27 protein-coding genes and 1 pseudogene are annotated in these 21,596 nt (G+C 35.5%); 16 read left to right on the forward strand and 12 right to left on the reverse strand.

All coding sequences use genetic code 11. The features are described from left to right. The first annotated feature begins 177 nt into the window (after positions 1–177). Positions 178–2,208: a catalase gene (locus tag ACHZK0_RS23305; protein WP_395760923.1), complete on the forward strand. Its 2,031-nt coding sequence runs from the start codon at positions 178–180 to the stop codon at positions 2,206–2,208. A gap of 16 nt (positions 2,209–2,224) precedes the next feature. After that, entirely contained in the window at positions 2,225–3,031 is an 807-nt protein-coding gene (locus tag ACHZK0_RS23310; protein WP_262740227.1) for an alpha/beta fold hydrolase, read from the forward strand. Positions 3,032–3,265: 234 nt separating this feature from the next. Here the strand turns inward: ACHZK0_RS23310 and ACHZK0_RS23315 are convergent, their stop codons facing one another. From ACHZK0_RS23315 to ACHZK0_RS23325, 3 genes are all read right to left on the reverse strand, one after another. Next, on the reverse strand, positions 3,266–5,410 hold the full coding sequence (locus tag ACHZK0_RS23315) for an LTA synthase family protein (protein WP_395761741.1): 2,145 nt from the start codon (positions 5,408–5,410) through the stop codon (positions 3,266–3,268). 272 nt (positions 5,411–5,682) lie between these two features. Beyond that, the gene (locus tag ACHZK0_RS23320; protein ID WP_073516824.1) at positions 5,683–5,913 is read right to left on the reverse strand and encodes a hypothetical protein; all 231 of its coding nucleotides are present in this window, start codon (positions 5,911–5,913) and stop codon (positions 5,683–5,685) included. A gap of 11 nt (positions 5,914–5,924) precedes the next feature. Beyond that, positions 5,925–6,221 carry a DUF3986 family protein gene (locus ACHZK0_RS23325; RefSeq protein ID WP_000455571.1) on the reverse strand — a complete coding sequence of 99 codons (297 nt, stop codon included), beginning with the start codon at positions 6,219–6,221 and terminating at the stop codon, positions 5,925–5,927. Positions 6,222–6,341: 120 nt separating this feature from the next. Between ACHZK0_RS23325 and ACHZK0_RS23330 the strand changes: the two genes are divergently transcribed. From ACHZK0_RS23330 to ACHZK0_RS23340, 3 genes are read left to right on the forward strand one after another with little or no spacing between them, the layout of a single operon-like run. Then, positions 6,342–7,349: an ABC transporter substrate-binding protein gene (locus ACHZK0_RS23330; protein WP_262740228.1), complete on the forward strand. Its 1,008-nt coding sequence runs from the start codon at positions 6,342–6,344 to the stop codon at positions 7,347–7,349. A gap of 11 nt (positions 7,350–7,360) precedes the next feature. Further along, the gene (locus ACHZK0_RS23335) at positions 7,361–8,125 is read left to right on the forward strand and encodes an ABC transporter ATP-binding protein (RefSeq protein ID WP_262740229.1); all 765 of its coding nucleotides are present in this window, start codon (positions 7,361–7,363) and stop codon (positions 8,123–8,125) included. Beyond that, complete coding sequence (locus tag ACHZK0_RS23340; RefSeq protein ID WP_262740230.1) at positions 8,118–8,924, forward strand: ABC transporter permease; 807 nt, start codon at positions 8,118–8,120, stop codon at positions 8,922–8,924. Before ACHZK0_RS23335 ends, ACHZK0_RS23340 begins: the two co-directional genes overlap by 8 nt. Positions 8,925–8,957: 33 nt before the next feature. Here ACHZK0_RS23340 and ACHZK0_RS23345 read toward each other — a convergent pair whose 3' ends face one another. Both ACHZK0_RS23345 and ACHZK0_RS23350 read right to left on the reverse strand, forming a co-directional pair. Beyond that, a complete protein-coding gene (locus ACHZK0_RS23345; RefSeq protein WP_000849119.1) occupies positions 8,958–9,185 on the reverse strand; it encodes a hypothetical protein in 228 nt (75 codons plus the stop codon). Between the two features lie 209 nt (positions 9,186–9,394). Then, positions 9,395–10,507, reverse strand: a complete 1,113-nt coding sequence (locus tag ACHZK0_RS23350; protein WP_262740231.1) for a recombinase family protein — start codon at positions 10,505–10,507, stop codon at positions 9,395–9,397. Between the two features lie 93 nt (positions 10,508–10,600). Between ACHZK0_RS23350 and ACHZK0_RS23355 the strand changes: the two genes are divergently transcribed. After that, positions 10,601–11,272: an HAD family hydrolase gene (locus ACHZK0_RS23355; protein WP_395760924.1), complete on the forward strand. Its 672-nt coding sequence runs from the start codon at positions 10,601–10,603 to the stop codon at positions 11,270–11,272. A 99-nt stretch (positions 11,273–11,371) separates the two neighbouring features. Here the strand turns inward: ACHZK0_RS23355 and ACHZK0_RS23360 are convergent, their stop codons facing one another. From ACHZK0_RS23360 to ACHZK0_RS23370, 3 genes are all read right to left on the reverse strand, one after another. Beyond that, the gene (locus ACHZK0_RS23360) at positions 11,372–11,911 is read right to left on the reverse strand and encodes a DUF3267 domain-containing protein (protein WP_262740233.1); all 540 of its coding nucleotides are present in this window, start codon (positions 11,909–11,911) and stop codon (positions 11,372–11,374) included. A 112-nt stretch (positions 11,912–12,023) separates the two neighbouring features. Continuing rightward, positions 12,024–12,503 (reverse strand): antimutator 8-oxo-(dGTP/GTP)ase, encoded by a 480-nt coding sequence (mutTA, locus tag ACHZK0_RS23365; RefSeq protein WP_000276386.1) that lies wholly within the window; start codon positions 12,501–12,503, stop codon positions 12,024–12,026. A gap of 84 nt (positions 12,504–12,587) precedes the next feature. Beyond that, the gene (locus ACHZK0_RS23370) at positions 12,588–12,905 is read right to left on the reverse strand and encodes a hypothetical protein (protein ID WP_000448410.1); all 318 of its coding nucleotides are present in this window, start codon (positions 12,903–12,905) and stop codon (positions 12,588–12,590) included. 83 nt (positions 12,906–12,988) lie between these two features. Here ACHZK0_RS23370 and ytzI point away from each other — a divergent pair, with 83 nt between their 5' ends. From ytzI to ACHZK0_RS23400, 6 genes and pseudogenes are all read left to right on the forward strand, one after another. After that, positions 12,989–13,138, forward strand: coding sequence for a YtzI protein (ytzI, locus tag ACHZK0_RS23375; RefSeq protein ID WP_071721094.1), 150 nt, complete (start codon positions 12,989–12,991; stop codon positions 13,136–13,138). Position 13,139: 1 nt separating this feature from the next. After that, a pseudogene (locus ACHZK0_RS23380) lies at positions 13,140–13,368 on the forward strand (DUF3953 domain-containing protein). 63 nt (positions 13,369–13,431) lie between these two features. Further along, entirely contained in the window at positions 13,432–13,662 is a 231-nt protein-coding gene (locus ACHZK0_RS23385; protein WP_262740235.1) for a YczI family protein, read from the forward strand. A 28-nt stretch (positions 13,663–13,690) separates the two neighbouring features. Beyond that, entirely contained in the window at positions 13,691–13,924 is a 234-nt protein-coding gene (locus tag ACHZK0_RS23390) for a DUF3953 domain-containing protein (protein ID WP_262740236.1), read from the forward strand. A 24-nt stretch (positions 13,925–13,948) separates the two neighbouring features. Then, entirely contained in the window at positions 13,949–14,179 is a 231-nt protein-coding gene (locus ACHZK0_RS23395) for a hypothetical protein (RefSeq protein WP_262740237.1), read from the forward strand. Positions 14,180–14,190: 11 nt separating this feature from the next. Further along, a complete protein-coding gene (locus ACHZK0_RS23400; RefSeq protein WP_262740238.1) occupies positions 14,191–14,421 on the forward strand; it encodes a DUF3953 domain-containing protein in 231 nt (76 codons plus the stop codon). Between the two features lie 59 nt (positions 14,422–14,480). Here ACHZK0_RS23400 and luxS read toward each other — a convergent pair whose 3' ends face one another. Then, positions 14,481–14,954: an S-ribosylhomocysteine lyase LuxS gene (gene luxS, locus ACHZK0_RS23405; RefSeq protein WP_001141371.1), complete on the reverse strand. Its 474-nt coding sequence runs from the start codon at positions 14,952–14,954 to the stop codon at positions 14,481–14,483. A 128-nt stretch (positions 14,955–15,082) separates the two neighbouring features. Here luxS and yidD point away from each other — a divergent pair, with 128 nt between their 5' ends. Beyond that, complete coding sequence (gene yidD / locus ACHZK0_RS23410; RefSeq protein ID WP_000809334.1) at positions 15,083–15,319, forward strand: membrane protein insertion efficiency factor YidD; 237 nt, start codon at positions 15,083–15,085, stop codon at positions 15,317–15,319. On the opposite strand, the gene ACHZK0_RS23415 is transcribed toward yidD, so the two are convergent. Next, positions 15,316–15,879: a beta-class carbonic anhydrase gene (locus ACHZK0_RS23415; protein WP_000838167.1), complete on the reverse strand. Its 564-nt coding sequence runs from the start codon at positions 15,877–15,879 to the stop codon at positions 15,316–15,318. The two genes, yidD and ACHZK0_RS23415, sit on opposite strands and share 4 nt — an antisense overlap. 224 nt (positions 15,880–16,103) lie before the next feature. Here ACHZK0_RS23415 and cydA point away from each other — a divergent pair, with 224 nt between their 5' ends. Both cydA and cydB read left to right on the forward strand, forming a co-directional pair. Further along, positions 16,104–17,453 (forward strand): cytochrome ubiquinol oxidase subunit I, encoded by a 1,350-nt coding sequence (gene cydA / locus ACHZK0_RS23420; RefSeq protein ID WP_395760925.1) that lies wholly within the window; start codon positions 16,104–16,106, stop codon positions 17,451–17,453. Then, complete coding sequence (cydB, locus tag ACHZK0_RS23425; RefSeq protein ID WP_395760926.1) at positions 17,443–18,471, forward strand: cytochrome d ubiquinol oxidase subunit II; 1,029 nt, start codon at positions 17,443–17,445, stop codon at positions 18,469–18,471. Before cydA ends, cydB begins: the two co-directional genes overlap by 11 nt. Positions 18,472–18,636: 165 nt before the next feature. Here the strand turns inward: cydB and ACHZK0_RS23430 are convergent, their stop codons facing one another. Further along, positions 18,637–18,870 carry a spore germination protein gene (locus ACHZK0_RS23430; RefSeq protein WP_270341394.1) on the reverse strand — a complete coding sequence of 78 codons (234 nt, stop codon included), beginning with the start codon at positions 18,868–18,870 and terminating at the stop codon, positions 18,637–18,639. 82 nt (positions 18,871–18,952) lie between these two features. Next, a complete protein-coding gene (locus ACHZK0_RS23435; protein WP_395760927.1) occupies positions 18,953–19,759 on the reverse strand; it encodes an S-layer homology domain-containing protein in 807 nt (268 codons plus the stop codon). 710 nt (positions 19,760–20,469) lie between these two features. Between ACHZK0_RS23435 and ACHZK0_RS23440 the strand changes: the two genes are divergently transcribed. After that, positions 20,470–21,504 (forward strand): YdcF family protein, encoded by a 1,035-nt coding sequence (locus ACHZK0_RS23440; RefSeq protein ID WP_395760928.1) that lies wholly within the window; start codon positions 20,470–20,472, stop codon positions 21,502–21,504. The last annotated feature ends 92 nt before the right edge of the window (positions 21,505–21,596 follow it).

Below are 21,596 nucleotides of genomic sequence, written 5' to 3' on the forward strand. Positions count from 1 at the left end.
CCCCTTCAAAATAATATCTCGAAGAATACCATTTATTATAATAAATGATTTTCATAGACAAACAAAGATAAATCGAACATTTGAGGAAAATCATCCCAATAAAGCAAAGTATCTTCAGACTATATATACGCATAAAAGCTATAAACAATAATACGTATATTATGGGAGGTGTTTTATATGGACGGCAAAAAAAATAAAAAAACAGAACAACTGGAAACCTTCACCCGTGAAAATGAAGGAAAGAAAATGACGACAAATACAGGTGTTACAATTTCAAATGATGAAAACTCTTTAACCGCTGGTGATCGTGGCCCTACCCTTCTAGAAGATTTCCTGATGCGAGAAAAGCTGGCTCATTTTGACCGTGAACGGATTCCTGAAAGAGTCGTTCACGCACGTGGATACGGTGCACATGGTATTTTTGAACTATACGAATCTTTAGAAGAGCTAACAATGGCCCATTTTTTACAAGACCCTTCAAAAAAAACACCCCTTTTTGTTCGCTTCTCTGAAGTGGCTGGATCAAAAGGTGCGAATGAAACAAATCGAGATGTACGAGGGTTCGCCGTTAAATTTTATACAGAAGAAGGAAATTTTGATTTAGTCGGAAACAATATTCCCATTTTCTTCATTCAAGATGGCATTAAATTCCCTGATCTTATTCACGCCCTTAAACCTGAGCCGCATAATGAGATTCCACAGGGACAAACAGCACATGATACATTTTGGGACTTCATCGCCAATAACCAAGAATCTGCTGCGATGATGATGTGGATTATGTCTGATCGTGCCATTCCAAGAAGCTTTCGAATGATGCAAGGTTTTGGTGTTCATACATTCCGCTTAGTGAATAAAAATGGAAAGTCACGATTTGTAAAATTTCACTGGAAGCCGAAACTTGGTATTCACTCATTAATTTGGGATGAAGCTCAAAAATTAGGCGGCGCTGATCCAGATTACCATCGTCGTGACTTATGGGAAAATATTAATGCCGGAAACTATCCTGAGTACGAACTTGGCATTCAAATTTTAGAAGAAGAGGATGAATTTAAATACGATTTCGATATATTAGATGCGACGAAAATTTGGCCTGAAGAAGATTTCCCCGTTAAAATCATTGGAAAAATGACATTAAATCGCAACGTCGAGAATGTATTCGCTGAAACGGAACAAGTCGCACTTCATCCTGGAAGTATCGTCCGTGGTATTGATTTCACCAATGATCCGCTCTTACAAGGTAGGCTCTTTTCTTATACAGACACTCAATTGGCACGCGTCGGTACCAATTATCAAGAATTACCGATTAACCGGCCGGTATGCCCATTTCATAACAACCAAAGAGATGGTGCCTCTAAATATATAATTGATAAAGGAAAAGTCGCTTACCATAATAATTCCTTAGCAAATAACACTCCTTACACGTTCCCCGGTACAAAGGGTGGGTTCGTTACATATCCTTCCACTGTATCAGGACATAAAACGAGAGAAACAGCCGCCAGTTTCAAAGATCATTTCTCTCAAGCACGTTTATTTTGGAATAGTATGAGTAACGTCGAGAAGGTTCATATTATGCAAGCCTTCTCCTTTGAATTAGGAAAAGTAAAAAGTAAATCCGTCCGTCAACAGGTCGTAAATATGATTGGACATATTAGTACTGAATTAGCTACGTTAGTCGCTGAAGCGGTCGGAGCAAAAGTCCCAAATATTCAAGAATCGAGCGTTACGAAATCATCGCCAGCACTCAGTATGGCAAATACGACATTTAGTCCTAATACATTACGAGTAGGTGTCATTGTTACAAATGGATATGACGGACAAAATGCGCAATATATACTAAATCAATTCAAACAAGTTGGATTACAGCCAGTAATTGTTTCCGAACGATTAGGTACTGTGCAAGGAACGCAAAATGTACGTTGGGACGTGAATGATACTTTTTTAACAGGATCCTCACTTCTTTATGATGGGCTACTTCTTATTGGAGGAAACCTTGATGAAAAGTTTCTTAATAAAGCGACTTCATTTGTCGTAGAATCCTATAATCACTTTAAGCCCATTGGTGCCTTCCAAAATGGATCTACTGTTATTCAATCTTTAAATATTAACGGAAAGCCTGGTGTCTTAGTAGAACAGAACCCTACGCTCCTGGCGAATGCATTTATTAAAGCTATGACGAAACAACGCTTTTGGGATAGAGCATATGAATAAGTTAGGGGGATAATTTATGTTTGTTACTGTGGAGAAAGATGTGCATATTTTTGTGCAAGACGTAAATCCCGGACCCGGTAGTAAAACTGTGTTCTTCGTCCATGGGTGGCCTTTAAATCATCAAATGTATCAATATCAACTCAATGTGTTACCACAGCATGGTTTCCGCTGCATTGCTATGGATATACGTGGGAACGGGCAATCTGATAAACCGTGGACCGGTTACACATACGATCGTTTAGCAGACGATATCGCCATTGTTCTAGAAGCACTTCAAGTGGAAAATGCTACATTAGTCGGTTTCTCAGTAGGTGGTGCTCTTTCTATTCGGTACATGTCCCGCTATAATGGCCATCGCATTTCTAAACTTGTATTAGTCGATGCTGTTTCCCCCTCTTTCGTTAAAAATCAAGAATCACCCTATGGTGTCCCAAAAGAACAAGCAGATACCCTCATTAATCAAATGTATGTCAATATGCCCAAATTTTTAAATGATGTATCTTTATCATTTTTTAATAGAAACTTAGGATCAGCTACGTTAGAATGGTTTTCTTATCTCGGTATGCAGTCTGCCTCCTACGCTCTCATCAAAATCTTGCAAGCAGCCGCAACTGAAGATGTAACGAAAGATTTAAGTAAAATTAACGTCCCAACAAAAATATTCCACGGTGTTCACGATCAACTTATCCCTTACAAAAGTGCTGAACTCACGCAAAAGCGGATCAAAAATTCTCAGTTACATCCTCTTACAAATAGCGGTCACGGCTCTCCAATCGATCAAGCGGATGAATTAAATGAAGAGCTTATAAAGTTTTTGCATTGATAAATGTATCCATATGTAAAAAAATTAAAAATCAATGCTGTATTTTACACATATGAATGGAGTTTTGACAAGAACTAAAATTCACATATTTCTCACAATTCAATTGATAAAACGATTATATTTTCATTTATACTAAATGTACAAGTAATACTCCCTAAACCCAGCTTGTCTGGTTACCCCGTTAAATACTATAAAAAAAGAACTTGTATCGTTATACAAGTTCTTTTTGTTTTTCTATTTAAATAGTATATCTTTACTATACTGCTTTCCAACAAGTAAATCATATTGAATCATTTTATATTGCTCTAACATTTCTTTTTGTTTCTTTGTTAAATCTGTTATCTCTTCCCCATCCTTATTAACCTTTAACTCATCTTTAAGGACTGGTATTTCTTTATGCATTTCCGATAAAAATTGATAAAACGGTGATTTATTTATCCCTGCATAATCAAAAACAAGATTAGAAAAATAAATTGGACTTACTAAACCTAAATTGTCATTTGGCAAATCGAAATTTGCATACATTAACAATGGAGTTTCTGACATAGCTAATCTTTCATTTAGAGTTTCTTCATTTTCTATATATCCAGCCTCTTCATAGATAGCTTTATTTACCCCTAATATCGGTAAGTGATCTCCAAAGAAAACCAATATAGTAGGCCTTTCTAGCTCTTGAATTTGTTCTACTAAATATTTTAGAGCCTCATCAGAACGTCGTACACCCTCAGTATATGTTTCTAATTCTGCTTTCGATCCCTCGTCTGTTAATCCGCTAATTTCTATTTGCTTCTCTTCAAATCGTCCTGGATTGAATGGAAAATGATTTTGCATCGTAACTGCATGAATAAACGTAGGTTGCTGTCTCTTATTCAATTCCTCTATTATTTCTTTACTAATAGATACATCGCTAATATAATCTCCATCTACCTCTACGTTGTTCATTGTATCTTCTGCATTGAAATTATCAATTCCTAAAACATTATATACATCATCCCGCTTATAAAATGATCTTCCATAAGCATGAATTGCATTCGTATAATATCCATGTTTTTTCAATTCACTTGCGATAGACGGAATTTCTCTTTGTCCTGTCACCGCTTGTTGATACGGTATAGAACCTTGCTTTAAAAAGCTCATTGAATAGCTCGTTAACGCTTCAAATTCTGTATTCGCTGTGTTTCCCCCGAATACAGGAGATACTGTTTGTCCACCCGGAAAATTCTCAATATAGTGATGTAAATTCGGCACCGGATCTTCGCTAAATGAAAGATTCATTAGCTTTGTTGGATCCCAAAAAGCTTCACTCATGAAAAATATAATATTCGGCTTCTCACTCTTCTCTTTTTTTCCTACATCGTTTCCATATTGTTTCTTTATATTATTTGAAATTTGTAGCATAGTTTCTTTTGAATATTTTTCTGGCTTCTCAATAACAGTTGTGTCCAAGTTACTGACAAATCCTAATACAAAACCATTATCAGTATAGTTTACATTTTGATTCCAGGCCACGAAGGTTACCCCGTATTTTTGCAATACATTACTCATAAATGTATTAGGATAATTACTATATGCATACACCATAAACGTAGAACCACATATTAAAATAATTCTCGTAATTCTATTAGGTTTTATAACTGGAATATGCTTTCGTATATACATAACTAAATATACAAGCAGAGTAATCCCGAATATTCCCAAAAATATAGTCCACCAACTAAAATAGTCCATAACCATTGGTATAACGGACTGCATTTGAGTAATCTGTATGAAATCAGACGGATAGAATGGATCTCCTCTAAAAATAAGTTTAAAATGGTTCACAATACCAAAGATAATTAACACCAAACTTGTTATCGTGACACTCAAAAAGATTCGTCCAAGCAAACTATACACAAAAACATATATCATATAAATAAATAATAAGCTTAATATATACTGTCCGTATCGCTGGTAAACCCAGTTATTAACTAATACAAGGCTCATATTCTCCTGCATCATGATATAAATCCAATTCATTGTATGAGCAATTAAAAATAGTAAGGCGTAAGCTCTAATAGCCGGCCTAAGCTTGTGACTGATACCTCTATTTAAATGAATGGTGTATAGTAGTACACCCCACAAAACAATAATGAGTATACTTAGCTGTATTTTCCCATTAAAAAATTCTTTAGTTCTCTCGAATTCGAAAGATCTTAACATAACAAAAAACAGCGTTTCTAAACAAATCGCCCACATTCCACTAAGAATGATAGAAATTAATAAATTCTTCCTCGGCTCTTGAGAAGAAAAACTAAGATAAAATTCATCTCTTCTTCGTTGTTGTGTTAAAAAATCAAAACGCAATTTATTCCCTCTTTCCTTTACCCCTTCGTCTCGCATCCACAAACATATTGTCCTATACAAAATACCATATTTGTATGCAGCTAGTCTCCCTATGTGCTTGTAATATACACATGTATCCTTAACTTCCCCTTAAAAATACAATGAAACTTTAATGCGTCCGCTCCATTCAGGATTGAACGTGATAAACCTTCTTCGCTCTATATTCTATCAGTATCAATGAACCATGCCTCACAAAATTATTACCATAAAAAAAGAACCTCTCAACACTGACAGGTTCTCCTTCATTTTAACAGACATGAGCATATGTATTATAGAAGAGAATACATCCATACTTTCCATATAATACATACAAATACGATAACTACAAAATCAAAAAGATCTAATCTCGGACCCTTTTTCATATTCATCTCTAGCCACATATGAACCCATTTTATTTTTGTATATTTTTGAATGTTTTTCTTTGCAAATCGGTAAATGAGTACTTGCATAATAAAAAATCCGACTACGAAAATGAACAAGAAAATGAGAAAATCGACCACAAAATTCCTCCCTATTTTTGCAGCGATTTTTCTACTATTTGATTTCTCAAAACCCACTCTTCAAATTGAGCACTTCCAAATTCCCAGCTAAGATCACGAGCATGTACAGAAAAAACGTAATGACCAGCATATTCGTCCATAAATCTACCTGTCTCGATTTCATCTTTCTGAAGACCATATGCTCCAAAATTAAAATACACATCCCACACGTCTTCATTCTTCCGCTTATAAGCAATCGATTCCATATCACATTCTGTTCCGAAATAATCAAGATGTAAATGTACGCTATCATCATATTCGTACTCCATTTTATCACCCCTTATATTTGTACTTCTTTATCACCCAAAAAATTCCTGCTATCTACACTCACATATGGGCACTTACCTACATATCATGCTTGTAGAGTGACTTCTAGGAGGTGTCATATAGTGAAAAAATTTATAGCTGTTTTTTGCATCATGTTACTAGCTGTTTTCACATTTGCTGCTTGCAGTAGTAAAAAAGAAGGTACGAAAGAACAAACGCACAACATTCGCATCGGCGAAGTTACCCACTCTCTCTTCTACGCCCCGTTATATGTTGGGATTGAAAAAGGATTTTTTAAAGATGAAGGATTAAATATTGACCTCCAAACAACAGCTGGCGGAGATAAAACGATGACCGCCTTATTATCTGGCGGAATTGATATCGCTCTCGTCGGTTCTGAAACATCTATTTATATTCATCAACAAGGTGCAAAAGACCCCGTCATTAACTTCGCACAACTTACACAAACAGACGGAACATTTTTAGTTTCACGTAAAAAGTTAGACTCTTTTAATTGGAATGACGTAAAAGGTGTTACGTTTTTAGGACAGCGTAAAGGTGGCATGCCGCAAATGGTTGGAGAATACGTTTTAAAGAAAAATGGCATTGATCCTCACAAAGATACAAACTTAATTCAAAACATCGAATTTGCTAACATTGCAAGTGCCTTTGCATCTGGTACTGGGGAATTTGTACAGCTCTTTGAACCGACTGCAAGTATATTCGAAAAAGAAGGTAAAGGATATATCGTCGCTTCGTTCGGAAATGAATCTGGAACTGTTCCGTATACATCGTTTATGGCAAAAGAAAGCTTCTTAAAGAAAGATAAAGATGCTGCTGAAAAGTTCACACGTGCGCTCTATAAAGCACAACAATGGGTTGATACACATAGTCCAGAAGAGATTGCTGATGCTGTGTCTCCATTATTTAAAGACACTTCAAAAGACATTACAGTAAAAGTAATTGAACGGTATAAAAAACAACATTCTTACGCGACAAATCCGCTATTAGATGCTGAAGAATGGAAACAGCTCCAAACGATTATGAAAGAAGCTGGCGAATTACAAAAAGAAGTTCCACATGAAGCGCTCGTCAATACAAAAATTGCCGAAAGCGTTATTAAGAAATAGAGGCGAAGTGTATGAGTTTTTTACAAATACGTAACGTTTCTCACTGCTTTTTCGCAAAAGAGAATGCTAAATTGATTCTCGAAGATATGAGTTTACAAGTGGAAGAAGGCGAATTTATTTCTATACTCGGTCCAAGTGGTTGCGGCAAAACAACACTCCTCTCCATTATTGCCGGACTGCTTGATCCAATTGAAGGTATCGTCTTTTTAGATGGTGAACCCATTACAACGAAAACTTCATCTATGGGGTACATGTTGCAGCAAGATTACTTGTTCCCTTGGAAAACAATTAAAGAGAATATTATGCTTGGACTTCACACTCGAAAAATTTACAATGAACAGACGAAAGAACACACTTTACAACTTTTAAAACAGGTCGGTCTACATGATGTAGAAGAGCAATACCCTCGTGAACTGTCCGGTGGTATGCGTCAACGTGCCGCTCTCGTTCGGACGTTAGCGACCGATCCGAAAATTTTATTGCTAGATGAACCTTTTTCGGCTCTCGATTATCAAACGAAGTTGAAACTAGAAGATCTCGTCTTCACATTATTACGTAACTATAAAAAAACATCACTACTTGTAACACACGATATTGAAGAAGCCATTGCGATGAGTGATCGTATTTATTTACTACAAGCGAATCCTGGAAAAATTGCAAAAACATTTATCGTCCCAGAAAGCATCCGTTCCTTATCACCGTTAGAATCACGCCACCACCGTGACTTCCCATCCTTCTTCCAAGATATATGGAAGGAGCTGGAGCGACTTGGATAATATAAAGCAACTACATGAACAGTTTCAGAAAAAAGAACGCAAGCGCGCATGGTTAGCACGCTCACTGCAGCTTTTACTGCTCATTCTTTTCTTTGCACTATGGGAAATAGCTAGCAAAAAAGAATGGATTGATCCTTTACTCTTTAGCTCCCCTTCAAGTATTTGGGATCTCTTCCTTAGTAAATGGATTGACGGTTCGCTTTTGGTTCACATATGGACGACATTACTTGAAACTGGAGTAGGTTTCATTCTTGGAACAGTGCTCGGCGCTATTATCGCTACTTTCCTTTGGTGGATGCCACTCCTCGCCCGCGTACTCGATCCCTATCTCGTCGTCCTAAACGCCATGCCAAAAGTGGCACTTGGACCTATTATCATTGTAATCTTCGGTCCAAATATTTCTTCGTCGATTGCAATGGGAGTAATCATTTCCATCATCATTACCATTCTCGTTATTTACAGCGCATTTCAAGAAGTCGATTCTAACTATATAAAAGTGATGGACACATTTGGCGCTAATAAGTGGCAATGTTATAAGCAAGTAGTTCTCCCTGCATCCTTCCCAGCAATTATTTCCACATTAAAAGTGAACGTTGGTTTATCATGGGTCGGTGTTATATTCGGTGAACTTCTCGTCTCTAAACAAGGTCTTGGCTACTTAATTAGCTACGGATTCCAAGTATTTAATTTCACGCTCGTCTTACTGAGCGTACTACTCACCTGTGTCCTCGCAACACTTATGTATGTGTTTGTTGAGGCATTTGAAAAACTTCTAATTGGAAAACGAAAAAGAAGCTGACTTAGGACGATAGACTATAGTCAGCTTCTTTCTTTACCTTTTATCACACATCTTTGTTTCATTTGTAACGTTGCCATTCGCAACCGTAACTGTATGGAAACAATCTTTCACACGTACTGTAACTACATTTTCTTTTCGATCTATTACATGATAATCATCATACTTTTTATTTAATGCACTACGAATTTGCTCTCCTTCAAAAATCGGAAAACCGTGAGACATTACCCAAATGAGACCAGCAACCGCAAGAATCGTTTTCATACGTTTCATTACCTCCTTGAGAGTAAACTTTTAGTCCCTACAATATGCGCATTATAATTGTGTCTAATTTGTGACATTTTTATACTAATTCTCTTTTAAAGCTTCAGTTCCTTCTTCTTTTTATAAAAAGACAGAATTTTCAATTTTATCAACAAAAAAAAAACGAAAAGAACTAAAATTCTTTACGTTTTCTTGGCTAAAAACTCGTATTAGTGTCCACTTTGTTGTTCCATCGTTTTCGAAACATCATATAATCCCTTCAACACTTCCGCTCTCATTTTTACAAGCTCAGGGAACTGATAGAAGAACGCAATTTTTTTATACTTTAACTCCGATCCTTCTTTCACCTTTTTGGAATCTTGCAAAATAAACGCTGTAAACGTATCTGCAATATCTTCCGCTACATTGGTCGTTCCATACTGTGATACAAACTCCTCATGCTTTTCCTTAAAAAATTCAATTTGAGTTTCTTCACTTTCTTCTACTTTCTTTTCTGTCCACTCCTGCTCGATATCCTTCCAGAAAGAGTTATAAAATTGATTAATATAAGATTTCTCCCTCGCACACCCCTCTTGTAAGAAAAGCGTTTCACAGTTACTTCTATACGTTGAAATATCTTTATCTTCTTCAAAATCCTTCAAATACTTTTCATCCACTGGTATTTGCTTATGTCCGAGTGTCAACACATGAGCCGTCTCATGAATTAATGTTTTCATCACTTCATCGATATTTACCGCAGAATCAAGTGTATCTAAGCTTAGCGTCCAATCTTTCGGATTCTCCATACTAGGCATAACGTGGGCAACAACACCGTCATAACCATCCGTTATTAAGTCAAATTCTGTTATATTCCCGCGATATTTAGCTGGGATAAGAGTGCGGTACATATCCCATAAGTCTTCATGATACCCCCTATCTTGACGTTGTTGTAGTACCTCTTCTTTCGCTTTTTTATCTTCAGCGAATACTTTATTTAAACGTTTCCGTTCTATTTTTTCAAAATAAGGATCTACAATTTCATCACCATCAATATAATAAGAAGCTAAAAAGAAGTAATTTTCATCTTCTTCTTTTTTCTTATCTGCTCCTTTCATATCCACACTTTCATGCTCTTCTATATCATAATCTTCTACTGCTTCAAGCTCAGATAATCCATCTATTTTTTCATATACTTTTTGAAGTTTATTATCTCCTATTTCCACGCATTCTTCTTCTGTCTTACAAATTTCTTTTTCCTTCACACTCTTCATAGAACTATCGCATCCTGTTATTAAACCAATTGCGACGATAAACCCTACTAACTTGCCATACAGTTCCTTCATATAAACCTCCGTCGTTCCATTCTACAAAAATATCATAATCAATTTTTAAAGAATATGCGATAATTAATTAAATAAACTGTAAGGGGGGTTTCCATGATTCAAGCAGTCTTATTCGACTTAGATGGAACACTATTAGATCGGCGCCAATCTCTAGAACAATTTATTCATGATCAATATAATCGCTTTACCCCTCACTTAATGAACATAGAAAAATCAGGGTATTGTTCTCGATTTCTGGAGCTCGATAATAATGGCTATACGTGGAAAGATAAAGTATATGCTACTCTCCTTTGCGAATACAACATTACCACTTTAACACCAGAGCAACTGCTGCACGACTATATTACCAACTTTCAACATCATTGTATTCCTTTCCAAAACATGCATGAATTACTTCAGCGTTTAACACAACAAAATATTAAAATCGGCATTATTACAAACGGCTTTACTGACTTTCAAATAAACAATCTTCGCGCACTAAACATACATACGTATACAAACACAATTCTCGTTTCAGAAGCGGAAGGAATTAAAAAACCACATCCTGAAATTTTCGAGCGAGCTTTGCAAAAACTAGACGTTAAGGCCACAGAATGTCTTTACGTTGGAGATCATCCAGAAAACGATGTGCTTGGTTCTGAACGAGTAGGGATTCTTGGTGTGTGGAAGAGAGATTCACTTTGGGATGACTTTGAGCATCCACGTGTAGTGAACGATTTGTTGGAGGTGCTTTCGTTTTTAGAGGTCGAGATGAAAACAAAATAATAGTTAATAAATTATATCGGCGATTTTTGCAATATATCGACTTACCGAAAAAAATGACAATGACAAAAGGAGGTCGCTACTCTAGCGCCTCCTCTTCCCTTATAATTCATATACTGTAAACTGAGGTTTACTCGGATGATCTTTCACTTGCGCATCATCTGGAAACTTTGAAACTTTTTGATATAGTGCAATGTCACCGATACAGCCTGCTGTTAGTAAAATCCCTAAAAATGAGATGGATTGCACATTCGTAGCTAACCCTATTACAATCGGCAAAATTCCAGTTGGTAAAAACGGAAGCATTAACACTTTCTTCATTTGCTGTACTGTAATCGCCTGTTTAGAATGCGCATATGCAATACCTAATTTCCAATTAACGCCCCATTTTAGTTCCCTCCATGGAACGCCTCCGATATAACGAAATCCTATTAAATGTATTGCTTCATGAATACAAACGAGAACAATCATTGCGATAACAAAAAGAAACAAGGTTGGTAACGTAATTTCAATTTGAACCCCGCCTGAAAGAAGTGAATGTAAAAAACTAACTCCAATCGCCAGAACGAATGCTATACAACATGAATAGAAATTTAATTTCCCCATCGAAACAGTAACAGTCGTTTCTTTTCCTTTATCCATCTTTCCCCTCCTAAAATGTAAATATATCTTTACAAAATTGTATAATATACCCAAAATAATATAAAGATATATTTACATTTATTCTTACGCACAAAAAAAGAAACCAGCCACTTTACTTCGTAAAACAGCCGATTTCTTCTATATGTTTCATCGTACGCGCCAATACATCGTCGCGCATTATAAAGCTAAATTTTCTATCCGTTTTAATATTGTCAGGAATGTCTGTTAATAACACAGACCCTTTCGTTTCTTCGTAATGCGTATGTTCTTCTACCGCACTAATTGTTGCAAAATAAATGTTTTTAATGATTATTTTGTCTTTTCCAGATACTTTATATTGTCCTAAGTAAGTTAAATCAGAAACTATGCCGCCGGTTTCTTCATGAACCTCTCGAACTGCCGCTTCTTCCGGTGTTTCCCCTAGTTCTACTTTACCACCTGGAAATTCAAGACCGCGACGTAAATGATGCGTTAATAACCATTGATCCCCGTACCGGCATACAACCCAAACATGCTTTGGCTCAGGAGAAAATGGATAACGTTCAAACGATAATTGTACAGTGTTGTGGTAATAATCTTTAAATTTGTACATGCCATTACTCCCCTATTGATGGTTACAAGTTTTTCCTACCACAAATTGTAGCATATTCTCGCTTTTCTGCATAATATTATCCAATTACAATCCATTGATTATTCCCATTTGCGCGACTAATTCTTTCGTCTCATGATTTCCTAAATCGTAAATCATTTTATATGCTTTTTGTAGTTGTTCATCATATCGGTCATTATTTGAATCGTGATGATACTCAACAAATGGAACGTGAGAACGTACAAACGAACCTAAATCCTCTACATACGCTTGATCGAAGTACTCTCTTAACTCCGTAATTTCCTCATCACTTGCGGAAATTTCAAAATTATACGTATCCGCCGTCTTCACTTGTGAAATTTGACCGTTTCCTATTGATATATAATATGTTTTTTTCGTCTCCATGTAACACCCTTCTTTCATCCTTTTATTTTCTATTGTTTTCATCAATTACAAAATTATGTAAAATAAAGAAAAGGAGGGATTTTATGCTCAAAATATTAATTATCGGTATTATAATCGTCCTAGTCATACTAGTACTCTCCGTCATGACGATTAATAAAGGCTATGCATATAAACATTCCGTTGATAAACCAGAAGATAATCCTTACGCAAAAAATAATAAGGAGGGTTCATAATATGCTTCGTATACTTCGCATTGTAATCGCACTTGCTGTGATAATTATGTCAGCAAGTGGGCTCTATACAGGTCAAAATAACTTTCTATCACTTTCACAATTTCTATTAGGAGCTTTACTATTTCTCATCGCAATTGAACAAATAAAGAAAACGGATTCAGGAACAGGCTTTATTTGTATTACTGCTGGAGGTTTCTCTTGGATTGTTCTTCATTACCTACATAAAGTGAAACTTTAATCAGTGGAGGCCTTACTGCCCGTTAAATGCGGGATAAAATAGAAGGAGGGTTTTTATGTTAAATGGCGTTCGAATTACTTTTGCATTTGTCGCTTTATGTATAGCAATCTATGGATTTTTTACTGGCAATAGAGAAATAATGCCTTATATGTTCTTTTTCTTAGGATTAATGGCTTTCACTGTAGCACTAGGAGAAATAAAACAAGACAGAAAATCTAGCGGTATACTCGCTTTCATGGCTGGAGCCGGTGCTTTATTTCTTAGCTTCTCAGAACTATTTCGGTAAATAATCTATTTAAAAGGTGGAGATTTGTATGCTAAAAACATTACGAATTGTATCCGCTCTTATCGTCATCGCTCTCGCTCTATCCGGAATGTTGACAAACGCACTTATTATAATGCCTTATATGCTCATCGCCTTATCTATTATGACCTTCATCATGAGTGCAGAAGAAAAACAGAAACAAAAGAAAGTATACAGTACACTCTCCTTCTTTTCTGGTGTATTCACTTTAATCGTTGCTATTATAATTTTTGTCTCTCAATAACTAACTTTCTACTAGGAGGTTAAAATGCATATAAGAAAATTACAGCTAACCATCGTTTTTATTACTTTGATCATATGTTTATACAGCACATTTACAATGAACTTTCAAATCTTTTCACCTATCATTTTGCTCCTCTTTAGTTTATATGGCATTTTAGTAGGAATTGAGACGATTCAAAAACAAATTGGAGCTATTAGCATCGGTTTAAGTCTTTTTACGATTGTTTTTGTTATTCCATTTATACTGTTCTTTTAAAGGAGAATTATATGTTTAAAAACATTCGAATTATAATCGCCACTATTGCTCTTTCTCTTTCCCTATTTAGCTTCTTTGCAAACTTCACCTTCCTTTTACCTTACGTCTTTATCCTTTTAAGTATTATGCTGATCCTTTTTGGAATTGATGAAATAAAAGGACGGCAAAAAGCAAAAGCATTTGTTTATTTTCTCGGTTCTGCCTTTATTTTATATGTTGGGGTGTCTAGTATACTTTCATAAAAAAGAACATGATCGCTCTTAACAAATAAAAAAACTGCCCTTTCACAGGCAGTTTTTCTTTATCCAAATACTTTCTCAAGTTCATCTTTATCTTGGCTTAACCAGAAGTTCATTAAGCGTTGTGCTCCTTCTAAGTCGTGAAGCTTCGCTTGGCCACATTGTGTTTCATTTGCAGCTGGAATTTCTGTAATTTGAACCGCATCTTTTAATGTTAGTTCCAATAAATCAATGATTTCTCGAACCGTTGGTGTCCCGCTTACTACAAGATAATATCCTGTTTGGCAGCCCATTGGTGAAATATCGATAATATCAAAATGCGGATAACGATCAATATATTTACGTAAATTAAATGCTAATAAATGTTCTAACGTATGAATAACATCTGGTTTCATTGCTTGTTTATTCGGTTGGCAAAAACGAATATCGAATTTATTTACAATACCGTCACTACCTACATTGTGAACTCCGCAATGTCTTACATAAGGCGCCTTTACAATCGTATGATCTAATTCAAAGCTTTCTACTGATGGCATACAACATCTCTCCCGCTTTCAATTTAATTCCGTTATATCCAATATGATATAACGGAAATCAACATTAGTAAAGTATTATGTACAGTCGTGCTATAATACTTTAAGACTATGCTGAAAAGGAGACCATTATGAAACAGATTTTTATTGGGATTATACGCTTTTATCAAAAGTTCATTTCGCCAATGACACCACCAACGTGCCGCTTTTATCCAACTTGTTCTCATTACGGATTAGAGGCGTTTCAAAAACATGGTGCCTTGAAAGGATTTTGGCTAACTTGCAAGCGTATATTAAAATGTCACCCTTTCCACCCGGGAGGATTTGATCCTGTCCCAGATAAAAAGGATGACAAAGTAAATTCTTAATTGTCGTAACCATTCACAACTAAATCTAATTTTCCTGTGTCAGGATCTATAACAAGACCGTGAACAGGTACTTCTTCAGGAAGTAACGGATGGTTGCGAAGTATTGATACGCTATGTTCTACACTTTCTTCTACACTAGAGAATCCTTGTAAGAATCTTTCTAAATCGATTCCAGAATAACGAAGTGTATCTAATTTCTCTTCTGTGATACCGCGCTCTTTCATTTTCTCGATTGTGCTGCTCGCTTGAATTTTTGCCATACCACAATCGTGGTGACCTACTACACAAACTTCATCAGCACCAAGCTCGTATACAGCAACTAAAATACTACGCATAATACTTCCAAACGGATGTGAAATAACAGCGCCTGCTACTTTAATAATTTTCACATCACCGTTGCGCATATTCATCGCTTTCGGTAATAATTCAACAAGGCGAGTATCCATACAAGAGATTATTACCATTTTTTTATTTGGGAATTTTCCCGTTTCGTACTCTTCGTATTTTTTTTCTTCAACGAATTTTTCATTGTATTGTAAAATCTCTTCTAATGACTTCATAGTAAAGGCCCCTCTTTTCTCTCATTTACATTACTTATATAGTGTACCAAAATATAAAAAACACAAAAAGTATATTGCATTATTATAAAAGCAATATATTTTCAGATAACCGACATAATTCTTTCAAAATATACACACAGCTTTGTAACATGTATCACATACTGCACTCCTATTTTCACTATAAACTAATTGTAGATAATGTAAAAAAGGAGTGAATATTTATTATGTCCGACGTTCTGTTACTGAGTCGTTTTCAATTTGCAATTACTATTTTTTATCACTTTTTATTTGTACCTTTGACAATCGGACTTGTTATTTTAGTGGCATGTATGGAAACTCAATACGCCCGCACATTGAATCCAACATACCGCAAAATGGCAAATTTCTGGGGTAAATTATTTACAATTAACTTCGTCATGGGGATTATAACCGGGATTACGATGGAGTTCCAATTTGGAACAAACTGGTCTGAGTACTCCAAATATATGGGAGATATTTTCGGATCCCCTCTCGCAATCGAAGCACTCGTTGCCTTCTTCTTAGAATCTACTTTCATGGGAATATGGTTATTCGGTAAAGACAAAATCTCACCAAAGTTCCGTGCCTTCTGTATGTGGATGGTTGCACTTGGAACAAATATTTCCGCCCTTTGGATTATTACAGCAAACGGCTTTATGCAAAATCCAGTTGGCTACGTCGTACGTAACGGCCGCGCTGAATTAAATGATTTCTGGGCACTTGTTACAAATCCATATGCTTGGAACATGTTCTTCCATACTGTAATTGGCTGTTATATCGTTGGTGCTTTCTTCGTTATGGCCATTAGTGCCTATCATTTATTACGTAAAAACGAAGTGGAATTCTTCAAAAAATCATTCAAATTTGGTTTAATGTTAGGTTTATTCGCCGCAACTGTTACGCCGTTTATGGGACATCAATCTGGTGTATCCGCAGCTAAATATCAACCAGCTAAAGGTGCTGCGATGGAAGCAGTTTGGGAAACGGGAAAAGGACAAGGCTTCTCGATTGTTCAAATTCCTGATGTGAAAAACGAAAAGAACTTTGAATTCCTTACGATTCCGAAACTAGGAAGTTTCTTCTACACAAACTCATTTGATGGAGAGATTGTCGGTTTAAAAGATATTCCGAAAGAAGATCGTCCAAACGTTAACCTCGTGTACTATAGCTTCCGCTTAATGGTTGCACTTGGTATGTTCTTTATGGCATTAACTTGGTATGGCTTCTATTTAAACCGAAAAGGAAAACTAGAAAACTCAAAACGTTATTTAAAAATTACAATGTGGTCTGTTTTACTACCATATATCGCAATTAACGCTGGTTGGATTGTTGCCGAAGTAGGTCGTCAACCATGGACAGTTTATAAACTAATGCGTACAGCAGAATCTGTATCACCTATATCTGTTCCGCAGATTTGGTTCTCATTAATTAGTTTAATATTGTTCTATACTCTACTCTTAATTGCAGACGTATACTTAATGCTAAAGTTCGCGAAAAAAGGACCTGCTGCATTAGAAGAACCTGCTACTGAAGGAGGTACAGCTCATGTCTCATGATATGCTCGCAATCATCTGGTTCGGTTTATGGGGCGTAATTTGGACAGTTTACTTCATTCTTGATGGGTATGCACTTGGTAACGGAATAATTTTTCCATTCGTTACGAAAGACCGACAAGAACGAAATCAATTACAAGAAGCAATTGGCCCATTCTGGGGTGGTAATGAAGTATGGTTAATTACAGCTGGTGGTGCAACATTTGCTGCCTTCCCAATCACGTATGCAAATATGTTTAGTTACCTATATACACCACTATTTTTAGTATTACTCGCACTGTTTGCTCGTGCTGCCGGACTTGAATTTATGCATAAAGACGATTCACCAATTTGGCAAAAAACTTGCAAATGGGCATTTACAATCGGTAGTTTCCTAATCGCCTTCTTATTCGGAGTTACGTTCGCTAACCTTTATTACGGACTACAAATTGGACAAAATGGTTATGAAGGAAATTTACTTAGCTTACTAAATCATTACGGTATTTTAGGTGGCCTGTTCTTCACTGCTATATTCGTCGTATCTGGTGCCCTTTGGGTTATGATCAAAACGACTGGTGAAGTATCTGATCGTGCTTATAAAATTGCAAGACCATTTTCAATGGCAGCTGCTATCATTTTAGCTATTTTCTATGTAGCAACTGCAAATCGTACAAATTTATTCCAAAACTTCACAGAGTATCCGGTACTATTCATTCTTCCAGTACTCGCTATGTTAATGAGTGTACTCGCACTTATTATGGTGTACAAACATAAAATTGGTCTTGCCTTCACATTCGTTTGCTTAACAATCGCGATGTTTATGACAACTGGCTTTGCAGGCATGTTCCCAAGAATGTTACCGTCACGTATTAACGATGCATACAGCACAACGTTATACAACGCAGCAGGTAGTCAATTAAACTTAAAAATTATGTTCTTCGTTGCAATGGTTATGGTACCAATTGTTATTGGATATCAACTTTGGAGCTACAGTATCTTTAAAAATAAAATTCATAAAGACTCTGCTAAAGGGTATCACTAAAATAAAAAAAGACACTTCGTTTGAAGTGTCTTTTTTACGTATGATTTTTGATAAGATGTTATATTTCTAATCTAACAACTATAATACAGAAGAATCATTAACAGCTCACAGCTAGATTGTAGCACAGGACAAACATGTTACTTTATGCAATTTTGCATATAAAAATTATAACGTAGATTGGATTACTTGATCATACACATCGTTATCTCCTACATCCGTTGTACTAATACCACTAAATGTTTGTACTTTTTTTCCTGTATTGGATGATCCCGCTCCATTATAAGCTTTCGTTTTTTCAATTGGCTGCACGTTATATTTATCACCTAAGTTAATTGTTCCGTTACAATTTTCAATTATAACACCTTCCACAATTGACGGCATTTTGTCACCTACTTTCATTTCGTTACTTTTATTTTATGAAAGGCGCCTAAAAAAATAGCATGTTTCCATAAGAAAAAGCACTCAGCTTGAGTGCTTTTTCTTATTTACCTTTTTTCTTTTTTTCACAAGCAATTCCATCGCCATCACGATCTAAATGCTTACCATAATACGGGCTGTCTCTTGTAATGTCATAATATCCAGCATCGTTTGCTTCTTTACAGTTAGCAAAACGTTTCGAATCAGGTTTTACTTCTGGCTTCACTTCTGGTTGTGGTTGTTTTGCTCCTGGTCTTTCTTCAAATGGTAGCGTTGCATTATATAAGAACTGAACGTATTGCTCACGACTTACATGCATTTTAGGTGCGAATGTACCATCACCAGTTCCAGCCGTAATATAATTTGATTTAATTGCAGTAATCGCAGGATTCGCCCATCCATTTCTATCTACATCCGGGAAATTATGATCGCCTCTTATTTGCAATTGGAATCCCCTTGTCAAAATTTGTGCCATCTCTTCACGAGTTAACGCATCTTTCGGTCTAAATTTCCCTGTGTTATCTCCAACGAATACACCCATCTCTGTTAAAGCAAGAATCTCTTTTTTAAACATAGTTGAACGATCCGTAACATCATTATACGGATTGTTATACTGTTCTTTTACTGTCGGTTTTAAATGACGGAACATAAGAGCTGCAACTTGCTCACGTGTTACATCATCACCAAATCCAAAAATCCCATTTCCATATCCAGCAACAACGTTTTTATTTGCTAAATCCATAATCGCTTTATAAGACCAATGATTGTTTGGAACATCTTTAAAATTTGCACTTGCCTGCGCTGTTCCAATTGAAGTAAATGCTGTAGTTGCAACAATTGCACCTGTTAAAATTAATTTTTTAAATCCCATATTTAAGTCTCCTTCTTTTTCCGATAATAACCATTTAACAATATAACAAATTATTTAAATGTATTTTGTCAAATTATGTCGAACACAAAAAAGAATCCAGCAGGATTCTTTTTTGCTAAGCATGAATGGCAATTTTGGAGACAGTTGACTTCTTCAAAAATTTATTAGGGGTAATATTTTGAAAAAGAAAGCCTTTCATATGTAGGTTAACACCACTGGAATATATAGTAAATTGATAATATTTATACGGAAGATTGCTAATGTTTAGTATAGATACTTTCCACTATATCAACAGTGAAAAGTACCTGCATAAAACAACATAAAGGTGCCTTCAAAGAAGACACCTTTCATAAACAAACACTATAAAACAGAATTTTTTATTGTTATACGATTGTTAGATACAAAAAGTAGAGGGAAATGTTTGTCTACAATTCTGCTTTATATAGTCTGCCTACCACTTATATTTTAATCCTCTTCACTTGAAAATAAATATAATATGCATAATTACATACCAAAAAGAAAAGACACTCCATCGAGTGCCTCTTCAACCATTTTACTTTTAATATATCGCCTTACATACATTTTAACATACGTATCTTTATATATTATTGAGAAAATTCGAAATCATCTTTCCTTTCATTTTCAATTATAAAATCATGTAATATAAAAGGTATGTCAAATTATTATACAAATTGGGGTGTACACTACTTATGTATTTTGGAATTATTCCTCTTATATTGTTTATTATTTTTCTTATCTCTTACTTAAAAGATCCACGAAAAATAATAAACGGCTTTTTATTTAATGCCTTTTTCTGTTTTTTCCTTGTTTTTTGCATGATTGCATCCTATTACTCTGATAGTGATATTCTACGCTATATTATATTTTTACCTACCTTAGCACTTATCGTTCTGATTCCTTTCGGTGTTGTTGCTTTAATGTTTGGGTTATTTCTTAATGCGAGAATCTTAATGCAACGAGAAGGCAGACGCTTTACTAACTGTTTAACACTTATTGCTGCTTTAGGGATTTTATTCTTGATGTTAATCCCTATCCTAAATCCAGCAAGTTTGTTCTCACCACATTTCCAACCTATCTTTGTTGGAATTTCTCTTATAACCGTATATTTCTTTATACACTTATCTAATTTCTTAAGCGCTTATTTTCTATATCAATTCAACAGACCAAGGCGTAATCAAGATTTCATCATCGTTCTTGGTAGTGGCTTAATTAATGATAAAGTACCACCTTTACTTGCAAGTCGTATTAATAAAGCAATCGACTTTTACTGGAAACAAGCCGCTGTAAATACACCACCAACAATCATTTTCTCTGGTGGACAAGGTCCAGATGAAGGCCTCCCAGAGGCAGAAGCGATGCAAAATTATGCGATTGAAAAAGGAATTCCACTTGAACATACAGTGCAAGAAAATCGCTCTGTAAACACATATCAAAATATGTCTTTCTCTAAACAAATTATGGATTCTTTAAAACCTGAAGGTAAGTATAGAAGTATTTTTACAACGAATAATTTCCACCTTTTCCGCGCTGGTATATATGCACGACAAGCGGGGCTTAATAGCCAAGGAATCGGATCAAAAACTGCATTTTATTACTGGCCTAATGCAATGATTCGTGAATATGTTGCAATTGTTGTGATGGGACGTAAACGTCATATGAAAGTTTGCGGGTCTATTTTGGGATTCTTTTTACTCCTATCCGTACTTAGTTTTATCATTTCTTAATAATCTCCCATCCTTTGAAAGGATGGGATTTCTTATACTGATTTCAAAAATATTTTAAAGATAATATGGTGATAATATTCCCTGCATACATC

Source organism: Bacillus sp. 3G2, assembly GCF_044324725.1.
In the GTDB taxonomy this organism is placed as follows: Bacteria; Bacillota; Bacilli; order Bacillales; family Bacillaceae_G; genus Bacillus_A; species Bacillus_A mobilis.

Excerpts from the sequence above, each read along its gene's own strand:
- mutTA (WP_000276386.1), bottom strand. The coding sequence starts at position 12,503 with ATGTACAAATTTAAAGATTATTACCACAACACTGTACAATTATCGTTT.
- ACHZK0_RS23350 (WP_262740231.1), bottom strand. The coding sequence starts at position 10,507 with ATGAAGGAACTGTATGGCAAGTTAGTAGGGTTTATCGTCGCAATTGGT.
- cydB (WP_395760926.1), top strand. The coding sequence starts at position 17,443 with ATGTCTCATGATATGCTCGCAATCATCTGGTTCGGTTTATGGGGCGTA.
- ACHZK0_RS23395 (WP_262740237.1), top strand. The coding sequence starts at position 13,949 with ATGCATATAAGAAAATTACAGCTAACCATCGTTTTTATTACTTTGATC.
- ACHZK0_RS23310 (WP_262740227.1), top strand. The coding sequence starts at position 2,225 with ATGTTTGTTACTGTGGAGAAAGATGTGCATATTTTTGTGCAAGACGTA.
- ACHZK0_RS23370 (WP_000448410.1), bottom strand. The coding sequence starts at position 12,905 with ATGGAGACGAAAAAAACATATTATATATCAATAGGAAACGGTCAAATT.
- ACHZK0_RS23430 (WP_270341394.1), bottom strand. The coding sequence starts at position 18,870 with ATGAAAGTAGGTGACAAAATGCCGTCAATTGTGGAAGGTGTTATAATT.
- luxS (WP_001141371.1), bottom strand. The coding sequence starts at position 14,954 with ATGCCATCAGTAGAAAGCTTTGAATTAGATCATACGATTGTAAAGGCG.
- ACHZK0_RS23435 (WP_395760927.1), bottom strand. The coding sequence starts at position 19,759 with ATGGGATTTAAAAAATTAATTTTAACAGGTGCAATTGTTGCAACTACA.
- yidD (WP_000809334.1), top strand. The coding sequence starts at position 15,083 with ATGAAACAGATTTTTATTGGGATTATACGCTTTTATCAAAAGTTCATT.
- ytzI (WP_071721094.1), top strand. The coding sequence starts at position 12,989 with ATGCTCAAAATATTAATTATCGGTATTATAATCGTCCTAGTCATACTA.
- ACHZK0_RS23400 (WP_262740238.1), top strand. The coding sequence starts at position 14,191 with ATGTTTAAAAACATTCGAATTATAATCGCCACTATTGCTCTTTCTCTT.
- ACHZK0_RS23440 (WP_395760928.1), top strand. The coding sequence starts at position 20,470 with ATGTATTTTGGAATTATTCCTCTTATATTGTTTATTATTTTTCTTATC.
- ACHZK0_RS23360 (WP_262740233.1), bottom strand. The coding sequence starts at position 11,911 with ATGGATAAAGGAAAAGAAACGACTGTTACTGTTTCGATGGGGAAATTA.
- ACHZK0_RS23335 (WP_262740229.1), top strand. The coding sequence starts at position 7,361 with ATGAGTTTTTTACAAATACGTAACGTTTCTCACTGCTTTTTCGCAAAA.
- ACHZK0_RS23390 (WP_262740236.1), top strand. The coding sequence starts at position 13,691 with ATGCTAAAAACATTACGAATTGTATCCGCTCTTATCGTCATCGCTCTC.
- ACHZK0_RS23385 (WP_262740235.1), top strand. The coding sequence starts at position 13,432 with ATGTTAAATGGCGTTCGAATTACTTTTGCATTTGTCGCTTTATGTATA.
- ACHZK0_RS23415 (WP_000838167.1), bottom strand. The coding sequence starts at position 15,879 with ATGAAGTCATTAGAAGAGATTTTACAATACAATGAAAAATTCGTTGAA.
- ACHZK0_RS23325 (WP_000455571.1), bottom strand. The coding sequence starts at position 6,221 with ATGGAGTACGAATATGATGATAGCGTACATTTACATCTTGATTATTTC.
- ACHZK0_RS23315 (WP_395761741.1), bottom strand. The coding sequence starts at position 5,410 with ATGCGAGACGAAGGGGTAAAGGAAAGAGGGAATAAATTGCGTTTTGAT.
- ACHZK0_RS23355 (WP_395760924.1), top strand. The coding sequence starts at position 10,601 with ATGATTCAAGCAGTCTTATTCGACTTAGATGGAACACTATTAGATCGG.
- ACHZK0_RS23305 (WP_395760923.1), top strand. The coding sequence starts at position 178 with ATGGACGGCAAAAAAAATAAAAAAACAGAACAACTGGAAACCTTCACC.
- cydA (WP_395760925.1), top strand. The coding sequence starts at position 16,104 with ATGTCCGACGTTCTGTTACTGAGTCGTTTTCAATTTGCAATTACTATT.
- ACHZK0_RS23345 (WP_000849119.1), bottom strand. The coding sequence starts at position 9,185 with ATGAAAACGATTCTTGCGGTTGCTGGTCTCATTTGGGTAATGTCTCAC.